The sequence below is a fragment of the Vibrio pomeroyi genome (assembly GCA_041879425.1).
GTDB classification, from domain to species: Bacteria; Pseudomonadota; Gammaproteobacteria; order Enterobacterales; family Vibrionaceae; genus Vibrio; species Vibrio pomeroyi_A.
In genome coordinates this window covers 401,244-421,459 of record CP090855.1, presented here as the reverse complement: position 1 = coordinate 421,459, position 20,216 = coordinate 401,244, and the positions used below count along the sequence as shown (strand labels likewise).

Genomic DNA, 20,216 nt, shown 5'->3' with positions numbered 1-20,216 from the left:
CTATAAATCTCTACTTTTTGGTTAGATTTAATGCGAATTTTTTTCTCAAACCTGAGTCACATTTCCGATTTTTGAGACATTATTTTTTAGCTTTCCGAAATAAATTAATATTAGTTGTTGGTGCAAAATAAGTGTCGACTCATTGCATGCTATAAACAAATTAATGCGAGTCATTTTATAAATACTGAATATTTTAGGTGTTTAATTGGCGCTGTTACCTACAGTTGTTTTGCGAAGAGATTTAAGTGGTGAGGAAAATGCCATTTAGATTAAACATCTTGAAACAACAACTTAAGGGATAGCTAACATGCACCTAAACCAAGGAAGAGTGGCCAAGAAGGTTTTTACACTCAGTACTCTCACTGCGTCATGCTTAATGGCGTTCAACAGCTACGCGGCTGTTGATTGTTCAACGTTAGAAGCGTGGGATTCTGCCACGGTATACACCGGTGGTGATCAGGTTTCACATGACGGCAGCGCGTACTCAGCGAATTACTGGAATCAAAACAACAACCCGAGCCAATTTGAAGGTGATTACGCACAGTGGAAAAAACTGGATGTGTGTAGCGGTAATGGAGGCGGCGGTACACCAAACGAAGCGCCAACCGCCTCGTTAACAGCGCCAACCGCATCCGATGTGATTGTTGAAGGCGATAATGTGGTACTTAGCGCAACAGCACTGGATTCTGATGGTAGTGTTGCTTCGGTAGAGTTCTTTGTCGATGGTTCTTCGGTTGCAGTAGTGACAGCGGCACCATTTGAAGCGGCTTGGGCAGCAACGTCTGGTAACCATCAAGTTTCAGTTGTTGCAACGGATAATGAAGGCGCAGCAAGTGTTGCAAGCGCAGTTTCTGTTTCTGTTGATTCAGCACAACCAGGTAATGAAGCTCCTACAGTTTCGGTAGCACTTTCAGCGACATCTGTTGATGTTGGTGGTGTAGTCACACTGACAGCAACGGCAGCAGACAGCGATGGCACGGTTGATAAGGTTGATTTCTACGTAGCGGGTGCTCTTGTGGGGACAGCAGCGACAAGCCCATACACGTTAGATTACACAACCACTCAAGCAGGCTCTTTAGCGGTTTACGCGAAAGCAACCGACAACCAAGGCGCAACGGCGGACTCTGCACTGGCTTCTTTGACGGTTAATGGCGCTCCAACGGTGAGCACATGTCGTCCTGATGGCTTGTATCAAACGCAAGGTATCGATGTCCCTTACTGTACGATTTACGATGACGAAGGCCGTGAGAAGATGGGCGCGGATCACCCACGTCGTGTGATTGGTTACTTCACCAGTTGGCGTGCAGGGGATGACCCACAAGCCGCTTACCTAGTAAATGATATTCCTTGGGAACAACTTACACACATTAACTACGCGTTCGTGAGCATTGGTTCAGACGGTAAAGTAAATGTGGGTGATGTAAACGATCCAAATAATGCTGCTGTAGGTAAAGAGTGGCCGGGCGTGGAAGTTGATCCTGCATTAGGTTTTAAAGGTCACTTTGGTGCACTCGCAACCGCGAAGAAAAAACACGGTGTTAAAACGTTAATCTCAATCGGTGGTTGGGCTGAAACAGGCGGCCACTTCGCGACTGACGGAAGCCGAGTTGCTGATGGCGGTTTCTACACCATGACGACAAATTCTGATGGTTCTATCAACCATCAAGGTATCGAAACATTCGCGACTTCAGCGGTTGAAATGCTTCGTAAATACCAGTTCGACGGCCTAGATATTGACTACGAATACCCAACTTCAATGGCGGGTGCAGGTAACCCATACGACAAGGACTTCATGGAACCACGTCGTCAGTACCTATGGGCTTCGTACCAAGTATTAATGAAAGTGCTGCGTGAGAAGCTTGATGTGGCGTCTGCGGAAGATGGCAATCATTACATGTTAACTATCGCGGCACCTTCTTCTGGCTACCTATTGCGCGGTATGGAAACATTTGATGTCACCAAGTACCTCGATTACGTGAATATCATGTCTTACGACCTTCACGGTGCGTGGAACGATCACGTTGGTCATAACGCTGCCTTGTTTGATACAGGTAAAGATTCAGAGTTAGCACAGTGGAACGTTTACGGCACTGCGGCTTATGGTGGTATCGGTTACCTGAACACGGATTGGGCTTACCATTACTTCCGTGGTTCTATGCCAGCAGGTCGTATTAACATCGGTGTGCCTTACTACACACGTGGTTGGCAAGGTGTAACGGGTGGCGAGAATGGTCTTTGGGGTCGAGCTGCGCTACCAAATCAATCTGAATGTGCTGCGGGTACAGGCGAAGGCGAGAAGAACAACTGTGGACATGGCGCAATTGGTATCGACAACATGTGGCACGATACCGATCCGAAAGGCAACGAAATGGGCGCGGGTTCAAACCCAATGTGGCACGCGAAGAACCTAGAGAAAGGTATTTGGGGTTCTTATGCGGATGCTTACAAGCTTGATCCTGTCAACGATCCAACGGATGTTTTAACGGGTACTTACACGCGTAACTACGACAGCGTAGCAGTTGCACCTTGGTTGTGGAATGCTGAGAAGGGTGTATTCCTTTCTACAGAAGATAAGCAGTCTATCGATGTGAAAGCGGACTACGTTATCGATAAAGAAATCGGCGGCATTATGTTCTGGGAACTAGCAGGGGATTATAACTGTTATGTACTCGATGCGAGCGGCAACCGAACTTCAATCGATACCACTGAGCAAGCATGTAACAGCGGTAACGGTGAGTTCCACATGGGTAACACAATGACGAAAGCTATCTACGATAAGTTTAAGTCTGCAACCCCATATGGAAACAAAGTAGCGACGGGTGCTATCCCAACAGAAGCGCTAGATATCTCGGTATCGGTTGGTGGCTTCAAAGTCGGTGACCAAAACTACCCAATTAACCCTAAGATCACGTTCACGAACAACACAGGGCAAGCACTTCCGGGTGGAACTGAGTTCCAATTCGATATCCCAGTGTCAGCTCCTGATAACGCGAAAGATCAATCGGGCGGTGGTTTGTCTGTGATTGCTTCGGGTCATACTCGTGCGGATAACATCGGCGGATTAGACGGTACTATGCACCGCGTAGCGTTCACGTTACCTGCATGGGAAGATCTTCCAGCTGGTGGTGTGTATGAGCTAGATATGGTGTATTACTTGCCAATTTCAGGCCCTGCAAACTATGCAGTGAGCGTGAATGGTGTCGACTATGCCTTTAGCTTCGAGCAACCCGATCTACCATTAGGTGATATCAGTTCTGGTGGCGGTAACCCTGGTGATGGTGGCACAAACCCTGGTACATGTGACACTGCAGGTTTAACGGTTTACCCAGATCTACCTCAGAAAGATTGGGCAGGTAATCCAAGCCATGCAAACACCGGTGACCAAGTCGTTCACAACGGTAGTATTTACCAAGCTAACTGGTGGACAAGCTCTGAACCGGGTAGCGACGGTAGCTGGACTCAGGTTTGTTCTTAATAAAGACTAAATGGGTTAAACCAATACGTTAATGGTGCAGTACACGACTGTTGGATAAGTGAGTGTAAGAGCGCATTTAAACATCGTGTACTGAGCATTAAATAATGCTAAAGGCAATGATAAAGGATAATAAATACGAATGGTTTTGAGTCTATTTATCAGTGATTTAGTGTAATTTAAACATACAACTCAAACGTAAAATCAAAACGCCGAACTGAATTCAGTTCGGCGTTTTTGCTATAAGTCACAGATTGCGTATAGAAATCTCTCAAAATATCGACACTCGTTCAGTAAAAAATACAACTATGATATAAAGCAGTCTGCTTATCACAAAAACAATAGCGTTCCCTAAAATTAAAAAGCTACGGGGTCATTTTGAAAGTCAGACGTAAATACATTCTTAGTTTTTCAATTGTACTGGCCGTAGTTTCTTTGATCCTTTCTGCTGTTCAGTTCAACCGAACGAAAGAATCACTATTAGAATCCAATCAGTTCTTCTTTCGTACCATTGTGAACGCGAGCTACGATATCGTAGACACCACAGTCAACGAAGCGATAAGAACCTATCTCAAAGGTGTGACTGATACCGTCGCCTCTCATACTGTGCGTGTCAATCCAGAACAAGAAGTCGACGAGGTCATCCGAATTGCCAATGAACTGGTGATTGGAGAGTCCGGCTATATCTATCTAATGTCGCCTCAAGGTGTTCATCTGTATCACCCGTTTCTACAAGGGCAAAATCGTGCGCACCTAACCCATATCCAACAACAGCTGAGTTTAAAGTCTGGAATGACTCAGTACTCTCACGCCAATCCACACGAAGTCGGTAAACGTGCGAAGGTTGCGTACTCAGTGAGGCTTCCGAGTGGTAATACATTGGTGGCGACCACTTATAAAGATGAACTGATGTATCTGGTTGATCTTGAAGCGCTTAAAGACAAATTGAGAAAGTACTCTTATGGCGATAGTGGTTATGTGTATATCGTTGATTTGCAGGGTGAGTTAGTTCTTCAACCTAACTTTGAACACCAGCATTTAAAAGCCTTGATTGAAGACTCTTCAGAGTTGCTGCTCGATAAGGTTGTGGCTGAACCTGAAGGTCACTTTAGCTACTCAATCTCTACAGAAGATGGCACGACAAGCAAAAACATCTTCTATAAGTTTTATCCATACCTGAACTGGGTTATTTCTGCGGGTGTGTTAGAACAAGAGCTCAACAAAAATCACAGCTTGTTGCTGGCAAGTTTGATGACGTTGGTGGTTAGCCTACTGAGTATTATTGTGGTTCTGATCCTTTACCTGCGGCATCGTCACCTAAAGATCTTAGATGTGGCGAGCCTTGATTATCTTACTGGATTGCACAGTAGGCGCAGTTTCATTGAGCAGATTAAACTGAGAATATCGGATAACTCGCCTTATCCCTTACAAGGTGTTGGCGTTATTCTATTGGATATTGACCATTTTAAATCAGTGAATGACCTACACGGACATGCTCAGGGTGATAGGGTGATTTGTGCTGTCGCAAAAACCTTGAAGCAGTTTACAAGTAACCATCGCTTGATTGCTCGTTATGGTGGCGAAGAGTTTATTCTGGTGACATTTGATTGTGATGAGCGTCAACTGTTCGAATTGTCAGAAGCGTTAAGACACAGAGTCGAACAAATACAAGGCTTGGTGTCGCCAGTGACAGTGAGTGCAGGGTGTTGTTATGCTCAGGTGTTGTTTCAGATAGAAGGCACAATCGAAAAAGCCGACAAAGCGCTCTACCAAGCTAAAGAGGGTGGTCGAAATAACACTCAGATGTATCGAGAGAATGAATATCGCATTGCTTATACTTGATGCACTTTCAACGGTATCGTTTTGAAGGCAGTTTTTAAAACGACAGCTCAAGCGATTGATAAACGACAGATATAAAAAAGCCCAAACTGTGCTTCTGTTCTTACTAGAACGAGAGGAACCGTTTGGGCTTTTTCACAATTTTTTGAAATGCGAGTCGCTAATTTAAGCTTTCGCTGCTTTCATCGCTTCCGTTTTTTTTTCCTTTTGCATTTTTGCAAGGAAGTAGATGTTTACACAAGCGATAAAACCATTGGTTGCAGCAACTGGCCAAGCGTCAATCATGATGCCGTAAGCTGTGAAGAGAGCACAACCGATAAAGTTAAGGACACGCAGACGAACGATATCTTTCATTGTTAATGAAATTGCGACCATAATAGACGCAGCGTAACCTAAAATTTCAACCATATTGAATTCCATTGTTTGACCCTCTTAAATTTGCCGATACTTTGTCGGTACCAATTCTTCTCTTCATGAGATGATTGAGGAAGCTCCGTGCCTCGAATGGTCTGGTTTTGTTTAACGGGGTAGACTATACCAACTCTGTTTTTGTGATTAAACCCCCAAAACTGGCAGAAGTGAAGGTTAGCGATTACGCAAACGTTTAATGACCTTTCTATTAACATAATTACTAATTATGTTGGAGGTTGAATTGATAGTTATTCTTATATAGGTAGGGACTCCGCGAATGATAAAACGATCCATTTGTGCAACAAAAAGCATAAAAAGAGCGGCACTGTCGGCTTTAATAGCGGTTGGACTGACGGCTTGTACCACACAAGAACAACCAGCAGTACATGACTATGGTGTTGTGACAAGCGGTGACTTCGAATTCATGAAAGACGGTGTGACGACATACTCGTGGCACCCACAGTCGGAACAGGTCTATCTTTCTCAAAAATACGATGAAACCTTGGTTACCGATATGGTACGTGACGCAATTGAAGAGCAATTGTCTGAGAAAGGATACCGTTTGAAACAGGACGGCAGTATTGGTGATGTAGTGGTTGGTTTCGGGCTCGCGGAAGAATCGGAGCTCAATGACAATTCAATTTTTGATGCGGTTCAGCTTTCTACGGGCGTACCTTTCTATGATGGCAAAGGTAAATTGGCCGAAAAAGGATCTCTGTATATCGTGTTTTCAGTACCAAATTCAGAAATGATTCAATGGCGAGCGTTAGCGCAATCTGGTATTCAACCACAACTGGAATCTGGCGAAAGCAAACAGCGCATTTCAGGCTTTGTAGAGATGCTATTTAGACGTATGCCCGAGCGCTCAAACTAAGTATTAAATATATTCATTGAGTCAATATTATCTGTCTAAAAAACGGACAGATCGCAGATTATACTTTTTTATTTGTAACTAAAGGTACATTTGCGTAAAGCAACGTAAAGTTCGCGCTTCTTTTGCTAGCATTTGTCTATACTGGACAAAACGTTAACTTAGGTTTGATTCAATGAAACTGTTCTCCAAATACTCTCTCCCTCTATTAAGTATATTCATTGTAAGTAACGCCGCGATGGTTAGTAATGCCGCCGTCGCTGCACCTTCTATCGTACCGACTCCACCTAGCTTAGGTGCGAAAGGGTATGTGTTAATCGACTTCAATTCTGGTGATGTGCTTGTCGAAAATAATGCACACACTAAGTTAAACCCAGCAAGCTTAACCAAGCTGATGACCAGCTATGTTGCTGGTCAGGAGATGAAGCGAGGCAACATCTCTGCTGACGACCAAGTTCGAATCAGTGAAAACGCATGGGCGAAGAACTTCCCTGACTCTTCAAAGATGTTCATTGAAGTGAATACTGATGTTGCGATGATGGACCTGTATCGTGGTTTGATCATTCAATCAGGCAACGATGCCAGTGTTGCGATTGCCGAGCACGTAGCTGGTTCACAAGATGCTTTCGTTGATTTGATGAACTCTTGGGCGACTTCTCTGAAATTGGAAAATACCCATTTCGCTAACGCACACGGTCTAGACGCCGAAGACCTCTATTCGACTCCTTATGATATCGCGCTACTTGGCCGAGCGATTATTAAAGATCTTCCTGATGTGTATGGTTTATACAGCGAACGTTCTTTCAGCTATAACGGCATTACACAACACAACCGTAATGGCTTGCTACGTGATAGAAGCTTAACTGTTGATGGCATGAAGACAGGCTACACATCTGGCGCAGGCTACAGCTTAGCGAGCTCTGCGACACAAGGTGAAATGAGACTTATCGCGGTGGTTATGGGCGCATCAAGCGTTAAGAGCCGTGAGTCAGACAGTAAACAGCTATTGAGCTACGGCTTCCGCTTCTTCGATACGCTAAACCCACATCAAGGTGGCGATCAAGTAGCAGAAGAGAAGGTGTGGTTTGGTGAGCAAGACACATTGAAGCTTGGTGTTGCTGAAGATACGTTTATCACGCTGCCTAAGTCAGACAGTAAAAAGCTGACCGCGTCTATCGAGCTTAACTCTGAACTGAAAGCGCCGATTGCTGAAGGACAAACTTTAGGTGTGGTTCACTACACAGTCGATGGCGAAGATGTTCAAACTCAACCTTTGATTGCACTTGAAGCGGTCGAGCAGGGTGGTTTGTTCAAGCGTTTAATGGATTACGTTAAGTTGTTCTTTGCGAGTCTATTCTAGATAGTGCTTCTAGCTAGCTAAAACGAAAAACCTAACGGGCGTTGTGAGTCAATCACAACGCCCGTTTTTAATTTTGTCAGCCCGAAAACCGTGTTGGCTGCTTTCTTTATTAGCCGTAGCGAGCGGTTTCGATTACTATACGCAAAATTTAGCAGTGTAGTCACTTATGACCATAGATATAAAGAACATCACCGAACCTGAAGTAACTTGTGCCAATTGTCAGGCGTGCTGTTGTCGTTTAGAGGTTATGATCATCACAGACACTGGCGTTCCAGAAGAGCATATTGCTTACGACGAATGGGGCGGTGAAACCATGAAACGTCTAGATGATGGTTGGTGTTCAGCGGTAGATAGGGAAACGTTGATGTGTACCATCTACGAAAACCGACCGTGGATCTGCCGTGAGTTCGAGATGGGCTCTTTCGAATGCGTTGACCAGCGCAAAGATGTGATGGGTTAAGCGTCACCAAAGTAGTGTATCAACTATTGCCTCAGCTCTATTGTTCGTAGAGCTCTAATTATCAGTGGAGCTCAAACTCTCTGCGAGAAAATCGATAAACACACGAATTCGCTGAGGCAAATAATCACTTGCATGGTACACCGCGTACATCGGCAAGTAATCGTTATTCCAACCTTCCAATAACGGCGTTAATTCTCCTTTCTCAACAAACTCGTTACTCATCCAATCAGGTAACGCAACCACGCCTAAACCTTGTCGAGCCATAGTCAGCAGCATTTCTGGGCTGTCTGACGTGAAAATCTGGTTTACGCTGACATTACGACTCTGGCGATCTTGATCGGTGAAACGCCATTCGTTCGCCGGATTCATCAAAGAGTAGGTTAAGCATTGATGTTGGCTCAGATCTTTGGGGTGTTCAGGTTTCCCGTACTTACATAGGTAATTCGGTGATGCAACGTATTGGATTTTATTGTTGAACAAGAAGCGAGCCTTTAACCCTGAGTCTTTGAGTTGTGATGCTCGGATAGCAATATCAATTTTGTGGTCATTCAGGTTAACAATGCGGTCATCGACACTGAGGTTTACACGGATACCTGGATGCTGCTCAATAAAGGCTTGAAGTGGTTCGCTCAATAACATTGTAGAAAAGGCACTTGGTGCTGAGATTTTAATCTCGCCTTCTACGGATTCAGTCTCACGCTTTAGCTTACTTTCTACACTAGACATATCTTCGAGTAAACGGGAGCAATAGGTGAGGTAGTCTTTTCCTGCATGAGTGAGGGAGATTTTTCGGCTGTTTCGTTGAAACAAAGTGATCCCTAAGTCACTCTCCAACCACGCTATCTTCTTGCTTACCGCACTTTGTGTTATGTCTAACTTGTTGGCCGTTGCGGTGAAGCTATTCAGTTGCGCGGTTTCCACAAAGATACGAATGCATTCGATCTTGTCCATCTTACTCGCCTTTTGTTTATTTATTCCATTTTGGAATCTTAACTATCCTAAAGCTAGCATTTATCACCTCAATTATGAATGATTAAATAGCGTCGTTGAAATTAATGATTCTTAATAGAGGTAGGCGAGATGAGTACAGCAATCAGCATTTTGATGGTGGTGTTCTTTATGTTGGCGAGTTCGATTAAAACACTTGGTTGGCAAAAGAAGGTATTTGAAATCCAGCTTGGTTTCTTTAAAAGCTATGGCTTGAATAGAATGATTATGTTTCTGGTGGGGTTAGTCGAACTGACAGGAGCAGTACTTTTGATTCTAGCTCTTTGTGACATTTCGCCAGAACAAACTCAAGTGATGGGCGGTGCAATACTGGGAGCGACTTCGATAGGGGCACTTTACTTCCACTTAAGATTTGATACTTGGAAAGACGGTATTCCAGCGATAGTCACCTTGTTGTGTTCAAGTTTTCTAGTAGTCGGTTTCTGGTACTAGCTTCTATGTAGTGTCTCGAAAGCTTATTTGCAGGTTAGTTGAGAAGAGTAGGGCTCGAAAGCCCTACGCAAGAAAGTAGACTTAGAATTCAGACGGTACTTCAAACTCCATCCATTCACCGGTTGTTGGGTGAATGAGTTTTAGGTAGCCCGCATGAAGGTGCAGACGTTCACGTTTGTAGCCATATAGGTCATCACCTCGAATCGGTACGCCAAGCCCTTGCGGATGTGCACAGTGAACACGCAGCTGGTGGGTACGGCCTGTTTTAGGGTACAAGTGAACCTTGGTTTTGCCGTTATTGGTGCTGACGGCTTGCCAATGCGTTTCAGCGTTACGCCCATGTTCATGACAAACGAGCTGTCTTGGTCTGTCGGTGATGTCGCCGCGTAACGGTAAGCTAATATCGCCAGAATCACCGTGGATTTCACCATCAAGCAAAGCGGAGTAACGCTTCTCGACCGTTCTATCGATGAACTGTTTTTGGATGTGCTTGTTGGATTCGGCCGTTAGCGCCAAGATCAACAAGCCAGATGTCGACATGTCCAGTCTATGTATAATCAAAGGGCCAGTGGCATTTGGGTAGCGCGCTTTAATACGAGTATAAACTGAGTCTTCAATGAACTTACCCGGAACCGACAAGAACTCTTCAGGCTTATTCACTACAACGATCTCTTCGTCTTCATAAACAATATCAAACGACTTACCCACCGCAGGGTTTACGATAAGCGGATTATCTTCTAAATCAATGCCGCTTAGCTGGTAGTCGAGAATCTCGAAGCTTTTGCTCTGGCAAACAGGGTAAAGGTTTCCGTGTTGTCGAATGATATCCGTTGGCGGCAATCCCCACCAAAACTCAGATAAAGCTAATGGTTTAAAGCCGTGCTCAAAGGCAAAGTTAACCAGCTTGGGTAGGCAGCAGTCACCTGAACCCTCTAGTGCGTCTTTGCCATCTAATAATTCAAGCAGGCTCTTTGGTTCTGCTGCTTGGTTGATAAAGCGATAATGAGACAAACGTTGCGTTTCTAATTCGGCAGAAATTGTTTGGTAGTCATGCTTGCGGCTTTTGAGATCGCTTTCTATGGCATCAACTTGTGACTGACGTTCTGTGATCTTTTGTTTCCACTCAATTCGAAGTGCTTTTAAGTCTCGCTTCTCTTGGCTGCTTTGATTACCCAATTGTTTCAGTAGATGAGCTGCAGACTCTAGGTTTCCTAGTTCTTTCTCTTGGTTAGCTAGCTCTCTAAGCTCATTACGCTGTGCTTTGTTGGCAGCCATAGTGAGCTGAAATGCTTCTATTGCTTTGCTCGCATCGTTTTTAAGTTCACTCAGAGTTGAGGTCAGTTCATCTAGGTTGTGAGTTTGCTCGAGGTTCGCAATGTCGTTAGCTAATGTTGTTTGCTGAGTTAAGCCTTGCGTGTTTAGGGCTTCAAACTGCTGCTTATCAAAAGCAGAAGGAACAAAGGCGATGCTCGATAGCTGAGGTTCCAAAGACGAATCTAACTGCAAACCTGAAAACGCAGAAAGGTAGCCTAATTCTTGAGTTTGAGGATGTTGAACCAGAAGAACGGCATAGAGGTTACCTTGCGCTGTTTCATTCACACCACAGTCAAGCAGTGACTGTTGAAGCTGCTGCATCGCTAATTCGCACACTGGATGCGGAGTATAGTAATACGGGAATGTAAAACGCTCTGGCAGAGCCAACGCTTGATTCACTGTTTGGTTTAACGTGCGCAGTGGTGTGTATTGAGCAAGGTTTGCTGACATGAAGATCAAACTCTATGGGTATTCGGTTAGAGCTCGGTATTGTTGTCGAAATGAAGGCAAATGAGAAGCCAAAGCGGAAGATAAATCGGCTTTGGCTTCATTTAGATTGTCATGTTCATGCTATGGAAGCATTGAATGGAAAAAACCTGGATTAGTTAGAGTGTTCTAACTCTAGTTGCTCCGCTTTTTGGTAAGCAGGATGGCTTGCTAAAAGATCACCGTATTTAGCAATGTTAGGGTAGAGCGCAGTAGCGCCAAAGTTACCCACGATTTCTACGATGAATGACATCATGAAATCGGCACCCGTGAGTGTTTCGCCTACAAGATAAGTTTTGCCTTCAAGTGCTTCGTTAACGAAGGTTAAGATCTTTTGATTTTCGTCGTCAGCATAACCACCAAGGAAGTTTGTCTCGCAGCCGTCTTTCATCACGAAGATCTTAAGCAGCATTGGCAAAATGCCCGAGCTTTCAGCAAAGTGTAGCCACTGTGAATATTCAACATATTCAGCTGTACCACGCTCCGGTGCGAATTTACCTTGGCCAAACTTGTCGATTAGGTACTCAGTAATTGCGCCAGATTCACTGATCACAACGCCATCATCTTCGATGACTGGAGATTTACCAAGAGGGTGAACAGACTTCAGTTCTGGCGGTGCTAAAAACGTGACACTGTCTCGTTGGTAAGGTTTGATTTGATAATCGACACCAAGCTCTTCCAGTAGCCAGATGATACGTTTCGAACGCGATTTATTCAGGTGATGTAAAGTAATCATAATTCTGCCTATTCTATCTTTGAGCTATTTTGGTTCGTTAGTTTTGATAACAAGTTTGCCGAAGTTCTGACCTTCTAACAGGCCCATGAACGCTTGTGGTGCTTCGTCTAGGCCTTCAATCAGGTGCTCGCGGTAGTGCATTTTTCCTTGAGACAGCCATTCGGTCATTTGAGTTGCAAACTCGTTGTAACGGTGTGCATAGTCATCAAAGATGATGAACCCTTGCATCTTAATACGCTTAACGAGAAGAGTACCCATTAGGCTAGACATGCGATCTGGTCCTTCAGGAAGTGATGTCGCGTTGTATTGCGAGATAAGACCGCAAACAGGGATACGAGCGCCTGTGTTTAGAAGAGGCATTACTGCATCGAATACCTTGCCGCCAACGTTTTCAAAGTAAACATCGATGCCTTTGTCACACGCTTTCGCCAGTTGTTCTGCGAAGTCGTCTGCCTTGTGGTCGATACATTCATCAAAACCAAGAACCTCTTTTGCGTACTGGCATTTCTCTTGACCGCCAGCTACGCCAATGACACGACAACCTTTCAGTTTACCGATTTGTCCAACAGTTGCGCCTACAGGGCCTGTCGCCGCCGCCACAACTAATGTGTCGCCTTCTTTCGGTTGGCCGATATCTAATAAACCCATGTAAGCGGTAAAGCCTGGCATACCCATGATGCCTAGTGCGTAAGAAGGGTGGCTTGGCTCTTTACCTAATTTGATAAGACCTTCACCGTTAGAAACACCATAATCTTGCCAACCTGTGTACGCCAATACCCATTCGCCCACTTCAAAATCGCTGTTGTTTGACGCTTCAACCTGACACACGGTTGCACCAACCATCACCTCATCGATTGCAACTGGGTCTGCGTAAGATTTCGCATCGCTCATTCGGCCACGCATATAAGGGTCAAGAGAGAGGTAAACTGAGCGAAGTAACATCTCGCCGTCGTTAATTGTTGGTGCAGCCACTGTCTCTAAGCGGAAGTTATCTTGAGTCGGTGCGCCAACTGGGCGAGAAGCCAATACGATGCGGCGATTGTCTTGTTGAGTCATTGGATGTCCTTAATTTTATATTGTGTTCATTTAGAATTAGACCAGTCGTCTAGTCTTGTTGTCTAAAAATCCCGCCGTCATCAAATTGATAAGAGGGCGGGTGATTTCTTTTAAGTTAAAGCGGGTTAAAGCAATTCAAAGCAAGCAAAAGCGAATAAGGCGCGGTGCGCGTTAGTGACTTTCACCTATTAAAATTTGTTCGGTAAGGCTTAATGCCGATTCCAAGCTCTGTGAACTTTGGCTTAACTTACTTAATAAGCTGGCGCCTAACCACATTGAGTATAGGTTCTGAGCAATTTCTTGGCTGTTTTCTACTTTGATAGAGCCATCATCCACACCACCAGCAACACAGTGCTGTATCGTTTGAGTGACTTTTTCGGCTCCTTTGAGCAGGGCTTGGCGCATAGGATCAGAAAGATCAGAGACTTCAGCGCTGAGCTTAACCACTAAACATTTATGTGCGTTACAGGTGCCATTTTCAGTCTTCGCCCACAGTGAAAAGTAACCCAGAATTCGTTGATAATGGTTGCCTTCGCCGTGTACCAAAATGGATTCAATCTTAGTGATGTAGTTTTCAAAATAGTGCTGAATTAGCGCCTCACCAAATTGCTCTTTCGATTTAAAGTAGTGGTAAAACGAACCCTTCGGTACGTCCGCTTCTTTAAGCAATTGTGATAAGCCAACGCCATTGAAGCCGTTGTTCACTATTAATTGATAGCCAACATTTAAAATATGCAGGCGTGTGTCGTTCGTTTTTTCGTTCATGGTCGGTACTATAGTTTAAATTAGACCAGTCGTCTAGTAGGTCTGATTTCGTTTGATTGGCCTTGGATGTTGACTGTGTTTTTCAGCGACAGCTTAGAAAGTTCCCAATTAAAACCACATGAAAACAAGTAGCTACGAGTAAAAAAGCCCCAACATGGTGTGCATGTTGGGGCTTAAACCAGAAGCTTGTTTATAGCAATTCGATTATTGGATAGAGATTAACTCAACATCAAAAATCAGTGTTGCTGATGGTGGGATAGGGCCTGAACCGCCTTTACCGTAAGCCAATGGGCTTGGGATAAACAGACGAACTTTTTGGCCTTCAACCATGTAAGTCAAACCTTCTTGCCAGCCTTTGATTACTTGCTTAAGAGCAAACGAGATTGGTTCGCCGCGCTCAACAGAGCTATCGAAAACCGTGCCGTCAATCAAAGTACCGTGGTAATGAACCGTTACTTTGCTGTTCTTTGTTGGGTGCTCTGTACCTGTACCTTCTTCAAGAACTAAGTACTGTAGGCCGCTTTCAGTCGTTACAACACCTTCTTTAGCGCCGTTCTCGATAAGGAACTGTTGACCTTGTTCGAAGTTTTCTGCACCAGACTTATGATTCGTCCAAGTACGGTAAATCATGAAACCCGCCAAAAGAAAGACAATGACCGGGATGACAAATTTAGACATAGTAAAACCTATTATATTGAGTGCTGAATTTCGTAGTTAATACAAAATGTGTTAATCAGTGGGAAAAAGCCGTGATTATGGTTGAGTCAAAAGGTAGTTGATCGTTTTCGCGATACTAGCAACATCTTGGTGACCTGCTGTCAGTACTTGGTATTTACCGTTGATGATAAATGTTGGTACTGAGTTGATCTGACCTTTTACTGAAACCTCTTCCGCTTTCTTAACGTAGTCAAAAAGCGCAACTTGTTGTTCTTTGTTCAGTTGGTATGGGCTAACCAAACCGCGAGAAGTGAATGCTGTTTCTAGCGCTTGCTGACGTTGCTCTGGAGTCGCGTCTGCACCCATTTGAACCGCACCGAATAGGTCATCCATGAAGGCATGGTCAGGCGTCGCATCAAGTTGCATTACAGCGGTGTAGTAGATCATTGCGCTAATTTGAGCACTTTCATTGAATGTTACGTGCATCTTGCCAATAGTTTGGTCTGTAAGCGACTCAATCTCTGGAATTGCACTTTCCATTTGACGACAGTGACCACAGTTAAGAGAGAAGATTTCAGTGATCGGAGACAGGTTAAATTCTGTTAGAGCTGTTGGAAGCGCTTCGTATTGAACGCCTTTTTGTGGCTCGTCTGTTTCACTACAACCGGCGATAATCAGTACGGCAGCGATTGCTGTGATGAATTTAGTAAATGGTTTAAACATAATGTTTACTCTAGCGTTGAGAAGTCGTGAGATTCTAACTATTTAGTAGGAATTGGAAAACAATTATAAGGTAAATAAATGCAAACAGTTCGAACTAGCGAGCGAAGACAGGCTAGTTGACGGTTAACTGTGATCAAAAGCACTTTTTTTGATGCGTGCTCGTTTGTCTAAAGTTTTTGTCTAAAGTTTTTTTCTCGGTGCCGATATAGACATTAGTGAATGGTTTATCTGCATGAGTGGTTGGTGAAGTAATGAGATATTTAGCAATAATGTTAAGCATAGCTTTGGCTGGGTGTGAAACGACGTCACCAACGGATTTACTTGGTGGTGATATGCTAGAGACTGCGCCACAAACCGATTACGATCTTATGCACCCAGAGTGGGGTGTGGTTCAGACGACACATGTCGCGAGTAATCGTGGTTATTCAATGCAGAGCAATTCTCGTCAGCAAACAACCATTACCACCAACTATGGTCGTGGCGTATCAACCAATGATCCGCTAGAAGTTTTCCTCAGACAAAACCGTATCGACTTTGAAGTGTTACCGGGCAATCATGTAATGGTAAAGCTTGAGCAACATGTGAACTTTAAAACAGGCTCTGCATTCCCTGAACCTGCTTACAACCAATGGCTAGACACACTAGGCAGCTACCTTTCTCAACGCCAAGATATCGATGTTGTGATTGAAGGGCACACTGATAACACAGGCACAGATCGAATCAACGATCCTCTTTCAGAGCAGCGTGCAAAAGAAGTGAAAGCTCGATTAGAGAGTAACTATGTTTCAAGTCGTTCGATTTATACTCGCGGTTTTGGTGAGTATGTTCCGGCTTGTACCAATGCATCAGCACAAGGTAAGGCGTGTAACCGCCGTGTAGAGCTAATGTTGATTGTCGCTAAATAGCCTTTGGCGTTTTTGCTCACAAACTAGAAGAATGCACAAATAACAGACATAAAAAATCCCTCATATTCGAGGGATTTTTTGTATCTGGCTTTCGCTTAGCTTGTGATCTTATGCGAATTGTTTTTCCAAGTAAGCAACGATGTCTGAAGACTCGTACATCCACTCAGTTTTGCCGTCTTTTTCAATACGTAGGCAAGGCACTTTCACACGACCGCCACCAGCTTCAAGCTCCGCACGGTGTTGTTCATTGTTCTTTGCATCACGAAGTTCAAACTGAACCGATTGACGTTTCATCGCGCGGCGCACTTTTACACAAAATGGGCACGCTTCGAATTGGTATAACGTGTGCGTTTTTGCTTGCTCATTCACTTGGCTTTGTTCTTCTTGAGAACGCTTCACACCGCGAGGAGTAAAAACAAAATTTAATAGCAAAATGACGCGACCTAAGAACCAACGGATAAACTTCATAACTCTCTCTACATATTTAAAATTAGCGTTACAATTTGCAGCATTATATACACAAGTTTTGTCAGATGCTCGCAACAAACCGCTAATATCTATTTTGTCCTTTCGATCGTGTGAGACTTAGCCACATTTAACCCTAAACGTTTCGATAGTCGGGTTAGGTTTGCTCGGTCTGTTTTCAGAACTCGGCCAGCTTGTGCCCAGTTAAAATTGGCATCTTCCAATACCTCAGTAATGATACTGCGTTGAAAGTCGTCCGTTGCGCCACGTAAACCAGCCGAAAGATCGATCGTTGGTGTCGATAACGGTGAGTTCTTCGCCTGTGTAGTCGCAATAGGCTGATCTTGGTCCAGTGGGCCGCAATCTTCTTTGGTAATCGTCACTAGGTTCTTGTTAGTGCTGCGAGCCAGTGCTTTCAAAGCCGAACGGCTGATTACATGCTCAAGTTCACGCACGTTACCTGGCCAGCCATAGCGGTTCAGAAACACAAGCACATCAGAACGGAATTTCACTTGGTTGATACCAAGCTTACGACGCGCTTGCTCTAGGAAGAAGCCCGCTAGCAAGCTGATATCGTCACCACGATCTTTCAGTGCAGGAACCGCGATAGGGTAAACACTCAATCGGTGGTACAAGTCGGCTCTGAATCGGCCATCTTCCACTTCTTTTTTTAAGTCTCGGTTGGTCGCAGCCAGTACACGTACATCAATAGTTTGAATGTTGTCTTGACCAACAGGTTGAATTTCGTTGTTTTGTAGCGCTCGCAGTAACTTACTTTGTGCAGCTAACGGCAGTTCACCAATTTCATCAAGGAATAGGGTACCGCCATCGGCTAACGCAAACTTACCTAAACGGTTTTTGTCTGCGCCAGTAAACGCGCCACGCACGTGACCAAACAGTTCACTTTCTACAAGGTTTTCAGGAATCGCAGCACAGTTCACGTAAACCAATGGATTGCGCTTACGCTGCGATTGATGGTGTAGAGTGCGTGCGACTAGTTCTTTACCTACACCCGTGTCACCGTGGATCAGGATGTTGAATTCAGACGGCGCTACCACAGCGATGTCGTTTTTAAGCGCGACCATGGTGTCACTGTTACCAATCAACTCGCCGCCGTCACGTTCCCACGCTTCAACGTTCAACTCTTCTAATAACTGCTTAGATTGTTTTGCTTGATGCTCAAGCTGAGAGAAGGTCAGTGCCATCTGCATGCTTGAAGCCGCAATCGCTGCTAGTACTTCAAGGTTACGTGCTGGAATATTAGCGAAGACATCTGGTTTCAGGCTGTCTAGCGTCAGAATCCCTAATAGCTTATCGCCGAACAGTAGAGGCAAGCCCATACAAGCGTGCATTGGCAGATCGCCATCATGGTCGATCAGCAGACCATCAAAAGGATCAGGGAGTGAGCTATCAGAATCAAAACGAACAGGAGAGCGAGATGCACATATCTCCGCAAAACGTGGGTGCTCTGAAATGATGAAACGACGACCGAACGTGTCTCGACTGAGTCCTTGCATTGCGATAGGTACTAGTGTGTCACCTTGAAGGCTTAAAAGCGCGACACAATCACACGTAATGGTTTTACGAATGGCATCGATGAGGCGATTAAAACGATCTTGATCGTTCACACCACTTGCAAGGCCAATGGTCATTTCCATGAGGGTAGATGCGGAGATATCTTGCATAAAAAACTCTAACTCTGTGTGTTTATATACATAATAGAGTCTTATTGACCTAAAAAAAAGGTCTTTTTGACATTTTTATAGGATGGGTTTTGAGAATAAAACCAGTAATGACGGGGATTGATAAACTTGGCATCGATTGTGCAAAAGAGTCATCGAAGCCCGATTATAACGCTGATTAAAAAGAGTATTCTTGATCTCAATCAATCAGGTGTCATTAATCAGGTTTTACGATTTTTTGAAACGAAAACGAGTCAAAATCACTCAGTTTCTAAAAATAACTAAGGTTTCAGAAAATCGAAAAGTCATTCTTAATTTTTCAAGTAGTCAAAATGACATATAGGTCATAAGACTCAGTGTTCGGAGTAAATTCATGCTTAACAACGCACATATCGAAATCATCAAATCTACTATCCCGCTACTTGAGAGCGCAGGCCCGGCTTTAACTCAGCACTTTTATCAACGTATGTTCACGCATAACCCTGAGTTGAAAGATATCTTCAATATGACTCACCAAAGAACAGGTCGCCAAGGCGTAGCACTGTTTGAAGCTATCGCGGCTTATGCAAAGAACATTGAAAACCTAGCAGCGTTAACAACAGCCGTTGAACGTATTGCTCAGAAACACACAAGCTTTAACATTCAACCAGAGCACTACCAAATTGTTGGTTTGCACCTGATTGAAACACTGCGTGAATTGGCAACAGAAGCATTCACTCCAGAAGTAGAAGAGGCGTGGACAGCGGCTTACCTTTTCTTAGCTCAAGTATTCATCGACCGTGAAGCAGAGCTTTACCTGCAGCGTAAGCAAGCGGTAGGTGGCTGGGAAGCAGCACGTACGTTCGTGATTGCAGATAAGATTGAAGAATCAGCTCTAGTAACTAGCTTCATCCTTCAGCCAAAAGATGGCGGTGACGTCCTGGATTACACTCCAGGTCAATACATTGGTATTGAAGTGAAACCTGAAGGTGCGCAATACAGCGAAATTCGTCAATATTCTCTATCTGACAAGCCAAACGGCAAGCAATACCGCATCTCTGTGAAACGTGAAGGTCACGGTCAAGAAACACAAGGTGTGGTTTCTAACCACCTTCACGACACCGTTGCTATCGGTGATGAAGTAAATCTTTACGCGCCAGCTGGTGACTTCATGTACCAAGAGCGCAGCAAGCCAGTAACGCTTATCTCAGCTGGTGTTGGTGTAACGCCAATGCAGTCAATGCTTGAGTTCCTAAACACTGAAGAGAAAAGCGAGCCAGTACTTTACCTTCACGCTTGTGAAAACGTAGGTCAACACTCTTTCACAACTCGTGTGAAAGACATTGTTGCTGATAAAGGTTGGGAAGCAAAAACGTGGTACATGGATAAAGGCGAATCGGCATGTGAAAACACGCACCAAGGTCAAATGAACCTAGCGTCTATCTCGGATACGAAAGGCTTTGAAGAGAGCGACTTCTACATTTGTGGCCCTGTTGGCTTCATGAAGAACATCGTAGAGCAGCTAGATGCATTGAAAGTTGACCGTTCACGCGTTTACTACGAAGTATTCGGCCCTCACGCTAACTTCTAAGATC

At 44.4% G+C, this 20,216-nt stretch carries 18 protein-coding genes; 8 read left to right on the top strand and 10 right to left on the bottom strand.

Annotation, left to right across the window (positions count from 1 at the left end; translation table 11 throughout):
* Window positions 1-307: 307 nt before the first annotated feature.
* Both L0992_17920 and L0992_17915 read left to right on the top strand, forming a co-directional pair.
* Window positions 308-3,475 carry a glycosyl hydrolase family 18 protein gene (locus L0992_17920; protein ID XGB69908.1) on the top strand — a complete coding sequence of 1,056 codons (3,168 nt, stop codon included), beginning with the start codon at window positions 308-310 and terminating at the stop codon, window positions 3,473-3,475.
* 375 nt (window positions 3,476-3,850) lie between these two features.
* A complete protein-coding gene (locus L0992_17915) occupies window positions 3,851-5,314 on the top strand; it encodes a diguanylate cyclase (GenBank protein ID XGB69907.1) in 1,464 nt (487 codons plus the stop codon).
* Window positions 5,315-5,476: 162 nt separating this feature from the next.
* Here L0992_17915 and L0992_17910 read toward each other — a convergent pair whose 3' ends face one another.
* Window positions 5,477-5,731 (bottom strand): YgjV family protein, encoded by a 255-nt coding sequence (locus L0992_17910; protein XGB69906.1) that lies wholly within the window; start codon window positions 5,729-5,731, stop codon window positions 5,477-5,479.
* A gap of 268 nt (window positions 5,732-5,999) precedes the next feature.
* Here L0992_17910 and L0992_17905 point away from each other — a divergent pair, with 268 nt between their 5' ends.
* The 3 genes from L0992_17905 to L0992_17895 all read left to right on the top strand — a co-directional run bounded on the left by L0992_17905 (window position 6,000) and on the right by L0992_17895 (window position 8,413).
* Window positions 6,000-6,596, top strand: coding sequence for a DUF4136 domain-containing protein (locus L0992_17905; GenBank protein ID XGB69905.1), 597 nt, complete (start codon window positions 6,000-6,002; stop codon window positions 6,594-6,596).
* Between the two features lie 172 nt (window positions 6,597-6,768).
* Window positions 6,769-7,953 (top strand): D-alanyl-D-alanine carboxypeptidase, encoded by a 1,185-nt coding sequence (locus L0992_17900; protein XGB69904.1) that lies wholly within the window; start codon window positions 6,769-6,771, stop codon window positions 7,951-7,953.
* A gap of 166 nt (window positions 7,954-8,119) precedes the next feature.
* Window positions 8,120-8,413 carry a YkgJ family cysteine cluster protein gene (locus L0992_17895; GenBank protein ID XGB69903.1) on the top strand — a complete coding sequence of 98 codons (294 nt, stop codon included), beginning with the start codon at window positions 8,120-8,122 and terminating at the stop codon, window positions 8,411-8,413.
* Window positions 8,414-8,467: 54 nt separating this feature from the next.
* Here L0992_17895 and L0992_17890 read toward each other — a convergent pair whose 3' ends face one another.
* Window positions 8,468-9,364, bottom strand: a complete 897-nt coding sequence (locus L0992_17890; GenBank protein XGB69902.1) for a LysR family transcriptional regulator — start codon at window positions 9,362-9,364, stop codon at window positions 8,468-8,470.
* Between the two features lie 129 nt (window positions 9,365-9,493).
* Between L0992_17890 and L0992_17885 the strand changes: the two genes are divergently transcribed.
* Entirely contained in the window at window positions 9,494-9,853 is a 360-nt protein-coding gene (locus L0992_17885) for a DoxX family protein (GenBank protein ID XGB69901.1), read from the top strand.
* Between the two features lie 81 nt (window positions 9,854-9,934).
* Here L0992_17885 and L0992_17880 read toward each other — a convergent pair whose 3' ends face one another.
* From L0992_17880 to L0992_17855, 6 genes are all read right to left on the bottom strand, one after another.
* Complete coding sequence (locus tag L0992_17880; protein XGB69900.1) at window positions 9,935-11,617, bottom strand: pseudouridine synthase; 1,683 nt, start codon at window positions 11,615-11,617, stop codon at window positions 9,935-9,937.
* A gap of 151 nt (window positions 11,618-11,768) precedes the next feature.
* Window positions 11,769-12,389 carry a glutathione S-transferase gene (locus tag L0992_17875; GenBank protein XGB69899.1) on the bottom strand — a complete coding sequence of 207 codons (621 nt, stop codon included), beginning with the start codon at window positions 12,387-12,389 and terminating at the stop codon, window positions 11,769-11,771.
* 24 nt (window positions 12,390-12,413) lie between these two features.
* Window positions 12,414-13,445 carry an NADP-dependent oxidoreductase gene (locus tag L0992_17870; GenBank protein XGB69898.1) on the bottom strand — a complete coding sequence of 344 codons (1,032 nt, stop codon included), beginning with the start codon at window positions 13,443-13,445 and terminating at the stop codon, window positions 12,414-12,416.
* Between the two features lie 171 nt (window positions 13,446-13,616).
* Window positions 13,617-14,210 (bottom strand): TetR/AcrR family transcriptional regulator, encoded by a 594-nt coding sequence (locus tag L0992_17865; GenBank protein XGB69897.1) that lies wholly within the window; start codon window positions 14,208-14,210, stop codon window positions 13,617-13,619.
* A gap of 204 nt (window positions 14,211-14,414) precedes the next feature.
* Entirely contained in the window at window positions 14,415-14,888 is a 474-nt protein-coding gene (locus L0992_17860) for an FKBP-type peptidyl-prolyl cis-trans isomerase (GenBank protein ID XGB69896.1), read from the bottom strand.
* Between the two features lie 75 nt (window positions 14,889-14,963).
* Window positions 14,964-15,590, bottom strand: a complete 627-nt coding sequence (locus tag L0992_17855; GenBank protein XGB69895.1) for a thioredoxin domain-containing protein — start codon at window positions 15,588-15,590, stop codon at window positions 14,964-14,966.
* Window positions 15,591-15,859: 269 nt separating this feature from the next.
* On the opposite strand from L0992_17855, the gene L0992_17850 reads away from it, so the two are divergent.
* Window positions 15,860-16,495 carry an OmpA family protein gene (locus L0992_17850; GenBank protein ID XGB69894.1) on the top strand — a complete coding sequence of 212 codons (636 nt, stop codon included), beginning with the start codon at window positions 15,860-15,862 and terminating at the stop codon, window positions 16,493-16,495.
* Between the two features lie 108 nt (window positions 16,496-16,603).
* On the opposite strand, the gene L0992_17845 is transcribed toward L0992_17850, so the two are convergent.
* Together L0992_17845 and norR are read right to left on the bottom strand one after the other, a co-directional pair.
* Entirely contained in the window at window positions 16,604-16,963 is a 360-nt protein-coding gene (locus L0992_17845) for a glutaredoxin (protein XGB69893.1), read from the bottom strand.
* Between the two features lie 89 nt (window positions 16,964-17,052).
* Window positions 17,053-18,645 carry a nitric oxide reductase transcriptional regulator NorR gene (gene norR, locus L0992_17840; GenBank protein ID XGB69892.1) on the bottom strand — a complete coding sequence of 531 codons (1,593 nt, stop codon included), beginning with the start codon at window positions 18,643-18,645 and terminating at the stop codon, window positions 17,053-17,055.
* Between the two features lie 370 nt (window positions 18,646-19,015).
* Here norR and hmpA point away from each other — a divergent pair, with 370 nt between their 5' ends.
* On the top strand, window positions 19,016-20,212 hold the full coding sequence (hmpA, locus tag L0992_17835) for an NO-inducible flavohemoprotein (GenBank protein ID XGB69891.1): 1,197 nt from the start codon (window positions 19,016-19,018) through the stop codon (window positions 20,210-20,212).
* Window positions 20,213-20,216 lie beyond the last annotated feature (4 nt).

What these genes read in the sequence shown, in the direction of transcription:
- L0992_17920 (XGB69908.1), top strand. Translation starts at nt 308, where the DNA reads ATGCACCTAAACCAAGGAAGAGTGGCCAAGAAGGTTTTTACACTCAGT.
- L0992_17910 (XGB69906.1), bottom strand. Translation starts at nt 5,731, where the DNA reads ATGGAATTCAATATGGTTGAAATTTTAGGTTACGCTGCGTCTATTATG.
- L0992_17905 (XGB69905.1), top strand. Translation starts at nt 6,000, where the DNA reads ATGATAAAACGATCCATTTGTGCAACAAAAAGCATAAAAAGAGCGGCA.
- L0992_17900 (XGB69904.1), top strand. Translation starts at nt 6,769, where the DNA reads ATGAAACTGTTCTCCAAATACTCTCTCCCTCTATTAAGTATATTCATT.
- L0992_17895 (XGB69903.1), top strand. Translation starts at nt 8,120, where the DNA reads ATGACCATAGATATAAAGAACATCACCGAACCTGAAGTAACTTGTGCC.
- L0992_17890 (XGB69902.1), bottom strand. Translation starts at nt 9,364, where the DNA reads ATGGACAAGATCGAATGCATTCGTATCTTTGTGGAAACCGCGCAACTG.
- L0992_17885 (XGB69901.1), top strand. Translation starts at nt 9,494, where the DNA reads ATGAGTACAGCAATCAGCATTTTGATGGTGGTGTTCTTTATGTTGGCG.
- L0992_17880 (XGB69900.1), bottom strand. Translation starts at nt 11,617, where the DNA reads ATGTCAGCAAACCTTGCTCAATACACACCACTGCGCACGTTAAACCAA.
- L0992_17875 (XGB69899.1), bottom strand. Translation starts at nt 12,389, where the DNA reads ATGATTACTTTACATCACCTGAATAAATCGCGTTCGAAACGTATCATC.
- L0992_17870 (XGB69898.1), bottom strand. Translation starts at nt 13,445, where the DNA reads ATGACTCAACAAGACAATCGCCGCATCGTATTGGCTTCTCGCCCAGTT.
- L0992_17865 (XGB69897.1), bottom strand. Translation starts at nt 14,210, where the DNA reads ATGAACGAAAAAACGAACGACACACGCCTGCATATTTTAAATGTTGGC.
- L0992_17860 (XGB69896.1), bottom strand. Translation starts at nt 14,888, where the DNA reads ATGTCTAAATTTGTCATCCCGGTCATTGTCTTTCTTTTGGCGGGTTTC.
- L0992_17855 (XGB69895.1), bottom strand. Translation starts at nt 15,590, where the DNA reads ATGTTTAAACCATTTACTAAATTCATCACAGCAATCGCTGCCGTACTG.
- L0992_17850 (XGB69894.1), top strand. Translation starts at nt 15,860, where the DNA reads ATGTTAAGCATAGCTTTGGCTGGGTGTGAAACGACGTCACCAACGGAT.
- L0992_17845 (XGB69893.1), bottom strand. Translation starts at nt 16,963, where the DNA reads ATGAAGTTTATCCGTTGGTTCTTAGGTCGCGTCATTTTGCTATTAAAT.
- norR (XGB69892.1), bottom strand. Translation starts at nt 18,645, where the DNA reads ATGCAAGATATCTCCGCATCTACCCTCATGGAAATGACCATTGGCCTT.
- hmpA (XGB69891.1), top strand. Translation starts at nt 19,016, where the DNA reads ATGCTTAACAACGCACATATCGAAATCATCAAATCTACTATCCCGCTA.